We start from the raw sequence: 11,588 nt of genomic DNA, 5'->3' as shown, positions 1-11,588 counted from the left end.
GTTTGGTGTAGTCTAATTGATTTGTCGTTCTAAGAAAGCCTGCTTCATTTCTTCGAGTTTTTGAGTTTTGAGTTTTCTTAATTCTTGCTCCTTTTCCATCATCCAACGAGATTCGCTATAATTTCCCTTGGGATATTTTTTCTTATAAAAAACATACTCAGCTCCCAAAACTTCAAACTCGTCTGCCAATACAGCTTCCAAAATAAAGAAATTTTCATACAAATTTTCTTTTAATTCTTCCATCTCTGTAGATTCTGCCAAAAATGACTCTTCCAAATCTTTTAAAAAGCTTTTTACCTCAGGTTTGGCAAGTAACTCATTTATCTTTTGAGATTTATTCAATGATTTTGTAGAAGTTACTATTTCTTTTACCTCATCTTTAGAAGTTATTGTGGTAGTTAGAGTTTTATCTTTCACTTTTTCATCTTTTTTTGCAACAACTGTATTATCAGTCTTCGTAACTTGAGTTGTAGTTGTATTCTCTATTTTTTCACTTTTAACCTTTTCATTTTTTTCGTCTTTTTTTACCGTTGTACTTGCTAACTGTTCAGTATTTCCATTCAGTTGATTAAGCCACATTTCTTGAATCCATAACTTTACTTGCAAACGCTCCTTCAAAGGCATTTCTGTCCATTGTTTATGAGTATATTTTTGCCACAATAAAGAATCCAATGGTTTTTGTTGAAGCTGCGCCCAAATAGCAGGATTATTATAAGGGTCGTAAGGAAGTTTTACATGTAGATTATTTTGAGCAAATACAGAATTTCCTCCTACACCCAAAAACACACAACAGGCAAGTGTACCTATAATTTTTTTTGGTGTTTTAGTTTTAAAAAAAGAAGAAAATGGAAATGTTTTCATAGACGTAAAAATTAAATGCTATAAATAATCTAACTGTTCAAAATCACACAAAAATACAAAACGAACAACATTAGTAGGTTGAAATACTAATTTGATAGTCAATAAAAATACTACTTGATTTTTTATGAAATTGTATTTATATAAACGTATAAAATCCCTAAATGATTTGATTTTTACCATTTTTTTATTTGTCATGACTATACTTGACACAAATAAACACAAAAAAAATGAGTCCTTAACTCAATCAAAAAACTGATTATCAACAAATTAATTCGTTTTCAAAATTAATTATTGCTTATTTCAATAAATATGCTTTTATTTGTGTAAAAAATACACGAAGCTGCTTTTTTTACACTATTTTTTTCATCAAAAACCTTAATTATAAAGTGTACAATTACCTCACAACCGAATCTTTAGACCACTTCATAACACTTGCACTCAAAGAAGATATTGCAGATGGCGACCATTCTACACTCTCTTCTGTTCCTGCAACAGCACAAAAAAAGGCACATTTGCTTATTAAAGGTAATGGAGTTTTGGCAGGAATAGAACTCGCAAAACTTATTTTTGCTAAGGTGGATAAAAATCTAAAATTAAATATTTTCTTAAATGACGGTGATAAAATAAAACATGGAGACATTGCTTTTATTGTAGAAGGAAATGCACAATCGATTCTAACAGCCGAGCGTTTAGTTTTGAATTGTATGCAAAGAATGAGTGGAATAGCAACACTTACAAATCAATTTGTAGAAGCTGTAAAGGGTACAGAAACCAAAATTTTAGACACTCGCAAAACTACTCCTAATGCTAGAATTACAGAAAAATGGGCAGTCAAAATTGGAGGTGGAACAAATCATCGTTACGGACTTTTTGATATGATAATGCTCAAAGACAACCATGTGGATTATGCAGGTGGAATCGAAAAAGCAATAAAATCAGCACAAAATTACTGTAAAACCAATAATAAAGATTTAAAAATAGAAGTTGAAACCAGAAACTTAGAAGAAGTAAAACAGGTTTTAGAAGTCAGTCAAAAAGGAGAACCAATAGACTTTTTGATGTTAGATAATATGACCAATGAAATGATGCAAGAAGCCGTTTCATTAATTAAAGATTTTAATCTTGCCTCTTCTAAAAAAATAATGAGTGAAGCTTCTGGTGGAATAACTTTAGAAACAGTAGGCAATATTTCGAAAACAGGTGTAAATTCTATTTCTGTTGGTGCACTTACACATTCTTACCAAAGTTTGGATATGAGTTTAAAAGCAATTTAATAGCTACCTCATAGTTTATTCTTATAGAGTGAAAAAAAATAAAAAAATATCACCTCATAAATTACTGATTGTCAAATATTTAATAAAAACCCATCTTAACTCATCAAAAAAAACACCTTTTTTTATAGTAATCACTTGTAAAATCAAAAATACTGTCTTACCTTTGCATCGCACTTCTGAAAAAGACAGAGGTGTTTTTGACAACTTTTGAAAGAAAATCACTAAAGATTTAAAAAAAATATTTTTAATTTAATTTCAAAACGAACTTTTTTTTTCAAAATCAAGTTTGTATCTTTGAACTCTCAATTAAAACTTAAATTGAAAATCAGTTTTAAAACATTCTGAAAAGCAAACACAAACGGTTTGGTAGTTCAGTTGGTTAGAATACATGCCTGTCACGCATGGGGTCGCGGGTTCGAGTCCCGTCCAGACCGCTAATTCAGAATAGTTTTATAGCAATAGTTTTTATTTTCTTTAAATACTTCAAATTAGTTAAATCAGAAAGTAAAGTCAAAAAAAATGGTTTGGTAGTTCAGTTGGTTAGAATACATGCCTGTCACGCATGGGGTCGCGGGTTCGAGTCCCGTCCAGACCGCCATTTATAAAAAAAGTCTTGTGGAGTTTTCTACAAGACTTTTTTTTTGTCATTTTCTCAATATCTTCTCAATTATTTTATAGATAAGCTATTTGAGTAAATAACATTCCTTAAATCTCAGTTTTTTTTATAGTTTTGTGCTTTCAAAAACAAACAAAAAATAATTCTATCCGTAACCATTAGAATATAAGTGATTGCACTTTTGCACCAGTATTCATTTGCTCATTTTAGTTCATCAACTCAAAACGACTTAATTAAATAACTTCGTATTGTTTATACTTTACACTCGTTTGTACTTCTATTTTTTATGATTCAAATTGCTATTTTTGCTTCAGGTAATGGCTCAAATGCTGCAAAAATTATCGAACATTTTAAATTACAAAAAGATGTTTCTTTTGTAGTTTTGTCTAATAATGCAAATGCTTTTGTTATCGAAAGAGCCAAACGATTAGGAGTAGAAGTAGCTATTTTTGAAAAAAATGAACTCTATAAAACAAAAAATGTTCTTCAGTTTTTAGAATACAAAGAAATTGATTTAATTGTCTTGGCAGGTTTTATGTGGCTTATTCCCTCTAACTTTGTAACTACTTTTCCTAATAAAATAGTCAATATTCATCCTGCGCTTTTGCCAAAATATGGAGGAAAGGGAATGTATGGAGATAATGTACATAAAGCAGTTATAGAAAATAAAGAAACTCAATCAGGGATTACAATTCATTTTGTCAATGAAAAATATGATGAAGGACAAATTATCTTTCAAGAAAAAGTAAACATAGAACCCAAAGACACAGCCGAAATACTTGCTCACAAAATCCACGCCTTAGAGCATTTGTACTATCCTCTCATTATAGAAGAACTTGTCGATGATATTCGTCAGAAAAAGACACAGAAGGAAGAAATAACAGAAGAAGAATAAAAATAAAATAAGACGTTAGATTTATGAAATCAGAATAGGTTAATCGCATCTAATTTAGGCATTTTGTAGGGAAAAGACATGTCTTTTCCTATCCAGCAAGAAATTTTATGATGTGAAATCAACGACCATCTTAGGAAAAGGCGTGCCTTTTAGCTTTGCTTACTCGCTGACTTCCAGTTCCCTACTAATTTCAAAACTTCGTTTTTAGGTGTAATTAACCTAAAATCAGACTCAAATAAAAGTAGTTAGAAATTGTATAGTTAAATTGATTTTTTAGTTAGTTAAGCAAAATAATTATCCTAAATACTTCTTTAATTATCCGAAATTTCGTATTATTGGAAAATTACTCTTATTTTAATTTTCTCTAATTAACTCCTCATTTTTCTACTTTATTTATAATGAGATACTTATTTTTTTCTATACTTTTATTTTCTTATTTCTCTCTATCTGCTTTTGCTCAAAATCAAGAAGTGCAAGATATTGGCAACCCTTTTTTGACTTCTTTTTCTCCTAAATCCTATGATGGACATCCTCAAATATGGGCTGTGGAACAAGATAATAATGGAGTAATGTATTTTTCTGGTGGTAGAGTTTACACCTATGATGGAGTAAGCTGGGGAAATATTTCGATTCCTGAAGCAATAGTTATCCGTTCTTTAGGCAAAGATGAAAAAGGTAGAATATATGCAGGAACAAAAGGAAACTTTGGATATTTAAAAGCTGATTCTTTGGGAGAAATGAAATTTGTGAGCCTAGCAAAAAATTTATTTGATTCTTTAAAAAAAATAGAAGAGTGGAAAGATATAAATGATTTGGGAGATACTTGGGGAATTTACCCTGATAAAAATTTTATTTATTTTCACACCTCTGTTGGAGTGTTTAGATATGATTGGAATACAAAAAAGTTTGCGAGTTGGAAAATAACAAATACACAAATACGAGCTATAATAAATGATGGATATTTTTACTTTGTCAAACAAAAACAGGGTTTGATGAAACTCAAAGAAGAAGGAAAACAACCTGAATCTATAAATGGAACAGAAGCCTTGAAAGCAAATGCTATAGTAGGAACAGCTCATCTAGATGAGAATACCATCTTGCTAATTACTCAAAAAAGCGATTTATTTACTTTCACTATTTCCACTCAAACACTTCAACCTTTTCAGACCAATAGCCAAATAGCCACCGAAATCAAAACAGGTACAACTACCTTACCCTATCATCTCACAACACTAAAAGATGGAACTTTTTTTCTTTCTACCATTTTCAAAGGTGGTTATTTATTCTCTAAGGAAGGAAAAATAATTAAGCATATTGATAAGACTAAAGGACTTTCTACCTCTACTGTTCCATTTTCTTTTCAAGATAAAGATGAAAATATTTGGCTGGCTACCGACAACGGAATTGTAAAGGTAGAATTTCAAACTCCTTTTAGATTTTGGTCAAATAAAGAATTAGAAGGAAGCATTTTGTCGTTGCAAGAATATAAAGATAGATTATATGTTGGAACAGCAAAAGGACTTTATACAAAGAATAAAAATGAAGATAATTTTACTTTAGTAAAAGGTTTTGAAGGATTTTGTTGGGACATAAAACCTATAACTATATCAGAAAAAATTGGTTTGTATGCTGTTTCTCAAAATAAACTTTATAAAATTGAAGATTCAGTAGCCATTTTTTTATCTGAATCTAACTCAGCAAATGTTATTCATCAATTCCATGAAAATAAAATTATTTTAGCAGGCAAAGGAGCAATTTCTGTATTGGAATTGAAGCCTAATAATAAAGCAGGTTTTATAACTACTTTTCCTATAAAAGGATTAGAAATCAGAACTATTATAAAAAATAAAGATAAGTTTTGGTTTGGCAGTATTCAAGATGGTATCTATTACATTCCTTTTTCAAAAGACTCCCTAATCTTTTCTAAATTGACTAAAATAGACACCATCAGGGGATTGCCTGAAATGAATGAAAATCAAGTTTTTTATTACAATAACAAACAAGAATTTATAATAACTACTAGAGATGGAGTGTATAAATGGAATGACCAAAAAGGTAAAGCAGAACCCTATTCTATATTTAGAAATGATAACGAAAAAAAATCTCAAATTTTTCGATTCTTTTCTGTAAAGCCAAATCAAGCTTATGTTTTAGAAATCAATTCTGCACAAATGGCTAGTAGAATAGATCTAGAAAATGGAAAGTTTACCAAAACTACCCAACCTTTTTTAAGACTACCTTCTATGTCTCCACAAGCCTTATTTGTAGATGAGCAAAATACAGTTTGGATGGGAGGAAGTGAAGGTTTGTATCGTTTTTATCCTCAAAAAGCAAAAAACTATGATTATAATCAAATTCCAAAACCAATTATAAGAAAGGTGTTTTTTGGAGAAGATTCGTTATTTTTTGGAGGAAATTATACTGATAAAGAAGATTTATCATTAGACAAACAACCTAAAAATGCTATTCCTATTTTTATTTATGAAAATAATTCTTTGACCTTTCATTTTGCTGCTACTATTTTTCAAGAGGGGGTTCAGTACAGTTATAAATTAGAAGGTTATGATAAAGAATTTTCGAATTGGACAAGTGAAAGCAAAAAACCTTATACCAATTTGTATGAAGGAGATTATAAATTTAAAGTAAAAACAAAAAATATTTATGAAACAGAAAGCGAAATAACAACTTATTCTTTCAAAATTCTTCCTCCTTGGTACAGAACGTGGTGGGCATATTTAATTTATGTTATTTTAGCAGCTTTATTTGTTTGGGGATTAGTTTGGATAAATACACAACGACTCAAAAAGGCAAATCAAAAGTTAGAAGATACAGTAAAAGAGCGTACAGCCGAATTAATGGAAAGCAATGAAGAGATTGTTCAACAAAACTTTCAACTCAACCAACAAAAAGAAGAAATAGAGGCACAAAATGAAAATCAAACACAACTAAATACAAGTCTAAGTATTCAAAAAGCAGAAGTCGAAAAAGCTTACAAAAATGTTCAATTATTATCTGAAATTGGACAAGAAATAACAGCTATTCTAAATTTTGAAGATCTCATACAATCAGTTTATCAAAATGTCAATGCACTTATGCCTGCTGATGGTTTTGGTATCGGAATTTTTGATGAGTCTAAGCATCGCATTGACTTTCAAGGCTTTATAGAAAAAGGAGAAAAGTTACCTTATCATTTTAATTCTTTAAAAGAAAATACCTTTTCTGTTCGCTGTCTTACTAATTTGGAAGAGATTATCATTAATGATTTAGAAATAGAAGAAGCAAATTATGAATATCAAACAGCAGAAGTACAAGAAGGTAATATTCCTTTATCATTTATTTATTTACCTCTTCAGTTAGAAAACAAATCGTTGGGTGTAATTACGGTACAATCATTCAAGAAAAATTCGTACTCAGAGCGTGAACTAACTTTCTTACGTTCTTTGGCTTCTTATGTTTCGATTGCCTTGGACAACTCTTCAGCCTATCAACTTATCAACGAAAAAAATCAAAAAATTACGGATTCCATTCGTTATGCTCAAACCATTCAACAAGCAATTTTGCCAAGTGAGAAAAAAATAGAAAAGCCATTCCGTCTTTCAAATGAGGATTATCAAATTATTTTCAGACCAAAAGATATTGTAAGTGGCGATTTTTATTGGACAAGTCAAACTACAGATTATTTCTTTATTGCTGCTGTCGATTGTACAGGACATGGCGTACCAGGGGCGTTTATGTCTATGATAGGAAGTTCATTATTGACAGAAATTGTAGAAATACAAAAAATCTATGAACCTTCACTTATTTTGGATAAATTCAATGAGCAATTTATAGAAGCATTGCGTCAAGACGAAAATGCAAATAGTGATGGAATGGATGTTTGTTTGTGTAGAATAAATTTTGATAATCAAAAAACAGAAGTAGTTTTTGCTGGAGCAAAACGCCCTTTATTTTACGTAGATTATAATGAAAATCAAGAAAATAAAATAGAACGTTTGCAAGGAACACGGAAATCAGTAGGAGGAAAACAACGCAATCAAAACAATTTTGAACAACACATTTTATCACTCAATAAAAAATCAAGAATTTACCTAAGTACAGATGGGTTACCTGACCAAAACAATCCACAAGGAGATAAATTTGGAACTACACAAGTAGCTGAATTTATTCAAAGAACACTATCTCTTACAATTAAAGAACAAATAACAACATTGGAAAATGAGCTAATTAATCATCAACAAAATGCTGAACAACGAGATGATATTACTTTTATTGGAATAGAAGTATAATAAATTTAGAAGTTAGATTTCAGAAGTTAGAAGTAATACAAGTTTATCAGAAACTAAGTCTGTGTTGAATGATATGTCCAAAATTATTCTATTTTCTAATCTTTAATATCCAATTACTAATTCCCAATATCTAATCCTTCTTTCCTACCTTCTCAAAAAAGTAATTCAATTCTTCATCAAAAATAGAAAACGGAATTTGGTGTGCTAAATCATTTCGAAGGTGAATAGATAAGGGTTCATTTTCATTCATATCGCTCATCAAAATTGGCAATGTATCAAAAGGATTAATAGTATCATCATGCCTTCCCAAAATAACACGCAAATATTCTCTACGTAGATTTTTTTCATTATTTATGGTAATAGGCAAAGCAGGTAACTCTTGAATCGTACTTCTATAAGGCAGTGCAGGATTGAACGCCAAACACGGAATTTGCCAAAACCACGATAAATAATAAGCCGTTAGACCTCCCATACTACTACCAATGACAAGCTCTATTTTTTCATTTTCGTATTCACTTTTATAACGCTCTAATAAAGTCTGAATCGTATAAGGGTCTTTGCGATAATCTATTGATGGAGCTACAAGATTGTTTGTATATTTTTCTAAAATAACTCGTTTTTCATCTGTCAAAAAACTATCTAAACCGTGTAAATAAAGCGTTTTCATTTTATTTGAATAAATTTAAAGAGGTGTACTAAATGATTAGTAGGAAGAAGAATTGATAAAGATTTTTCACAAAGGTAAGTCAATATCGAATTAATTACGTTATTTTTAGTAAATTTAGCTTTGAAATTATAATTAGAGAGATAAAAATAAGATTTTAAATTAGAATATAAACATAGCCTTTCTGTTTAGAAATCAACAAATTAGACTCATGGAAAAAAGAACCTTCACAAATATTATTATCACTTTAGGTGTTTTGGCATTGATTCCTATTGGGTTTTTCTTGTATGCCTACTTACAAAACCAATACATAAACTGGGATGAAGATTATGAGACACAAAGTAAAGAACCCTACAATAATTATATGGTCATTAATTTATTGAAGGGGTATAAAACAGATAAAGAATTTGTGTTTGTAGAAAATTTATTAACTGAAAAACTTGCAGAAGATGAAATAAAAGATAAAAAATCTCCAATGTCTTATGTTTTTTTTGGAAACCAACCTAATTTGTTAGATGATGAAGTAAATTCTTTAATGGAGTTTGTAGAGAAAGGAAATACAGCTTTTTTTATGGCAAAACGTGTTCCTGATACTTTATTTACATTATTGGATTTGGAATATCAAGGTTATGATTATGTGTATGATTCGATTATCTCTACTAATTTTATAAACTCTAATCTTCAAAACCAATCTAATTTTAAATTTAATTATAGAAGAAGAAATGAATCCGTAGGTACTTCGTGGAATTATTTTAATGAGAATGATTTGGTGGAAACAAATAAGTATGAAATACTGGGTTTTTTGAAGAAAGAATCTATTATAGAAGAATACAACAACTATGAAGGTTATACTGACGAAGAAAGTTATGAAGAAGAAAATCAAAATCAGACTAATTTCATTCGTGTAAAACATGGAAAAGGATATTTTTATTTTCATAAAAACCCTGTTCTTTTTACTAATTATTATCTTATTCAAGAAGATGGAAAAAAATATGTAGAAAGAGCTTTATCTTACCTTCCAGAAGGAGATATTTTGTGGGACGAACGCTCTCATGGCTACAAACGAGGCAAGCCAAGAGAATATACAGGGCGAGATATTTCTCCTAGTCCGTTGAGTTATATTCTTGCACAAGAATCCTTTGCATGGGGGTATTATACATTGCTCGTAACTGCCTTTTTGTTTGTCATTTTTAGAGGAAAAAGAATGCAACGTATTATTCCAATTTTGCGAAAAGAAGAAAATACTTCTTTAGAATTTACAAAAACAGTGGGACAACTTTATTATCTACAAAAAGACCATAAACGCCTTTCACAACTCAAAATTCGTCTTTTCTTTGATTATATACGTACTCATTATCACATGAATACACAACATATAGACGAAGACTTTAGAAAAAAACTTTCTGAACGCTCAAGTATTAATAGAGAACTTATAGATTTACTTTTGAGTGATATTCAAAAAGTAAACGGGCAACATGAGGTTTCAGAATGGCTTTTACGAAAAATACATACACAAATTCAAGAATTTTATACTAATTGTAAATAAAATATTCAATTAAAAATTACGAAGTTATTTTCACTTTATTTCTAACTTCTAAAATCTAACTTCTAACTTTATTTATGCAAGATTATTCAGAAAACTCATCCGAAAATCAGTTTGGAAATACAGATTTCCAATCAGCAGAAACAACTCAACAAACAAATGATAACTTTAACCCAGAATCTGGGCAAGAATCTAGTTTTACATCTTCTTCCAACCAACAGTTAGATTTTATTTATCAATCTGTTTCAAAAGTAAAATCTGAAATTCATAAAGTAATTATTGGTCAAGATGAAATGATTGATTTGCTTTTGGTAAGTTTGTTTGCTGATGGACACGTACTTTTAGAAGGTGTTCCAGGAGTTGCCAAAACGATTACAGCCAAATTATTAGCTCGTACTTTGTCGATTGATTTTTCAAGAATTCAGTTTACACCTGATATGATGCCGACTGATATTTTGGGTACAACTATTTATAGTCTTCAAGAAGCCGAATTTAATTTTACACCAGGTCCTATTTTTTCTCAAATCGTTTTAATTGATGAAATAAACCGTGCGCCAGCCAAAACACAGGCAGCACTTTTTGAGGTAATGGAAGAACGCCAAGTAACCATTGATGGAACGACACACAAAATGAAACTTCCATTCTTTGTCATTGCTACTCAAAACCCTATTGAACAAGAAGGAACATACCGTTTGCCTGAGGCGCAGTTAGACCGTTTTTTGTTCCGTATTAGCTTGGATTATCCAACACTAAGTGAAGAAAAACAGATTCTATATAGATTTAAAAATCAACTTCAAAATGATATTTCAGTTGTAAATCCTGTTTTGAAAGGTGAAGATATTTTGGCGTGTCGTAAGATTGTAGAAGAGGTTCATATCAAAGACGAACTCTTAGATTATATTGCCGAAATTACATACCAAACTAGAAATCATGGCTCACTTTATTTAGGAGCTTCTCCTCGTGCATCACTTGCTATTATGCGTGCTTCGAAGGCAATGGCTGTTTTACGTGGTCGTATGTTTGTAACACCTGAGGATATTCAAGAAGTAGCTTATCCAGTTTTAGGGCATCGTATTATGATAACACCAGAGCGAGAAATGGAAGGACTTACAGGCGAAGATTTGGTAAAAGAAATGATACAGAAATTAGATGTGCCTAGGTAAATTTCAAAATTCATATGTCTAGTCCTGAAATAGTGTTACAGGTTTTTAGATAAATTAAATATAGATCAGGCAGTCTTTAGATTGTCTGATTTTTCTTTTTTATACGTTCTTATTCGAATGTTTTCCTCTTGATGTGTTTGTTGTGGTGTTTGCATGTAGAGCGACCAATGAGGTCTTTCTGTATTATAAATTTCCACACTTTGTTTTACCACTTTTTGTAAAAACTTCAAATAAGTTATTTGTGAGTCCAATAAAAACTCTTGTTTTAAGTAGTTGCTCATAACAA

General features: G+C 30.3%; 8 protein-coding genes and 2 tRNA genes. 7 read left to right on the top strand and 3 right to left on the bottom strand.

The window, feature by feature from the left end; genetic code table 11:
- Nucleotides 1–12: 12 nt before the first annotated feature.
- Entirely contained in the window at nucleotides 13–861 is an 849-nt protein-coding gene (locus ACE193_RS19835; RefSeq protein ID WP_375559946.1) for a hypothetical protein, read from the bottom strand.
- 386 nt (nucleotides 862–1,247) lie between these two features.
- Here ACE193_RS19835 and nadC point away from each other — a divergent pair, with 386 nt between their 5' ends.
- The 5 genes from nadC to ACE193_RS19810 all read left to right on the top strand — a co-directional run bounded on the left by nadC (nucleotide 1,248) and on the right by ACE193_RS19810 (nucleotide 7,932).
- Nucleotides 1,248–2,135 carry a carboxylating nicotinate-nucleotide diphosphorylase gene (gene nadC, locus ACE193_RS19830; protein WP_375559945.1) on the top strand — a complete coding sequence of 296 codons (888 nt, stop codon included), beginning with the start codon at nucleotides 1,248–1,250 and terminating at the stop codon, nucleotides 2,133–2,135.
- 360 nt (nucleotides 2,136–2,495) lie between these two features.
- A tRNA-Asp gene (locus ACE193_RS19825) sits at nucleotides 2,496–2,569 on the top strand.
- Nucleotides 2,570–2,656: 87 nt separating this feature from the next.
- Nucleotides 2,657–2,733, top strand: a tRNA-Asp gene (locus ACE193_RS19820).
- Between the two features lie 304 nt (nucleotides 2,734–3,037).
- Nucleotides 3,038–3,646 carry a phosphoribosylglycinamide formyltransferase gene (gene purN, locus ACE193_RS19815; protein WP_375559944.1) on the top strand — a complete coding sequence of 203 codons (609 nt, stop codon included), beginning with the start codon at nucleotides 3,038–3,040 and terminating at the stop codon, nucleotides 3,644–3,646.
- A 398-nt stretch (nucleotides 3,647–4,044) separates the two neighbouring features.
- Nucleotides 4,045–7,932: a SpoIIE family protein phosphatase gene (locus ACE193_RS19810; protein ID WP_375559943.1), complete on the top strand. Its 3,888-nt coding sequence runs from the start codon at nucleotides 4,045–4,047 to the stop codon at nucleotides 7,930–7,932.
- A 130-nt stretch (nucleotides 7,933–8,062) separates the two neighbouring features.
- On the opposite strand, the gene ACE193_RS19805 is transcribed toward ACE193_RS19810, so the two are convergent.
- Nucleotides 8,063–8,599 (bottom strand): YqiA/YcfP family alpha/beta fold hydrolase, encoded by a 537-nt coding sequence (locus ACE193_RS19805; RefSeq protein ID WP_375559942.1) that lies wholly within the window; start codon nucleotides 8,597–8,599, stop codon nucleotides 8,063–8,065.
- Nucleotides 8,600–8,807: 208 nt separating this feature from the next.
- Between ACE193_RS19805 and ACE193_RS19800 the strand changes: the two genes are divergently transcribed.
- Nucleotides 8,808–10,142: a DUF4350 domain-containing protein gene (locus tag ACE193_RS19800; protein ID WP_375559941.1), complete on the top strand. Its 1,335-nt coding sequence runs from the start codon at nucleotides 8,808–8,810 to the stop codon at nucleotides 10,140–10,142.
- A 74-nt stretch (nucleotides 10,143–10,216) separates the two neighbouring features.
- Complete coding sequence (locus ACE193_RS19795; RefSeq protein WP_375559940.1) at nucleotides 10,217–11,302, top strand: AAA family ATPase; 1,086 nt, start codon at nucleotides 10,217–10,219, stop codon at nucleotides 11,300–11,302.
- A 65-nt stretch (nucleotides 11,303–11,367) separates the two neighbouring features.
- Here the strand turns inward: ACE193_RS19795 and ACE193_RS19790 are convergent, their stop codons facing one another.
- Nucleotides 11,368–11,583: an integrase core domain-containing protein gene (locus ACE193_RS19790; RefSeq protein ID WP_375559939.1), complete on the bottom strand. Its 216-nt coding sequence runs from the start codon at nucleotides 11,581–11,583 to the stop codon at nucleotides 11,368–11,370.
- Nucleotides 11,584–11,588 lie beyond the last annotated feature (5 nt).

It is taken from the genome of Bernardetia aquimarina (assembly GCF_042180575.1).
Lineage (GTDB): Bacteria > Bacteroidota > Bacteroidia > Cytophagales > Bernardetiaceae > Bernardetia.
Note: the sequence above shows the minus strand (reverse complement) of the source record. Positions and strands in the feature narration are given on the sequence as shown.

Coding starts and splice junctions, on each gene's coding strand:
- ACE193_RS19835 (WP_375559946.1), bottom strand. CDS start 861: ATGAAAACATTTCCATTTTCTTCTTTTTTTAAAACTAAAACACCAAAA.
- purN (WP_375559944.1), top strand. CDS start 3,038: ATGATTCAAATTGCTATTTTTGCTTCAGGTAATGGCTCAAATGCTGCA.
- ACE193_RS19810 (WP_375559943.1), top strand. CDS start 4,045: ATGAGATACTTATTTTTTTCTATACTTTTATTTTCTTATTTCTCTCTA.
- ACE193_RS19805 (WP_375559942.1), bottom strand. CDS start 8,599: ATGAAAACGCTTTATTTACACGGTTTAGATAGTTTTTTGACAGATGAA.
- ACE193_RS19800 (WP_375559941.1), top strand. CDS start 8,808: ATGGAAAAAAGAACCTTCACAAATATTATTATCACTTTAGGTGTTTTG.
- ACE193_RS19795 (WP_375559940.1), top strand. CDS start 10,217: ATGCAAGATTATTCAGAAAACTCATCCGAAAATCAGTTTGGAAATACA.
- ACE193_RS19790 (WP_375559939.1), bottom strand. CDS start 11,583: ATGAGCAACTACTTAAAACAAGAGTTTTTATTGGACTCACAAATAACT.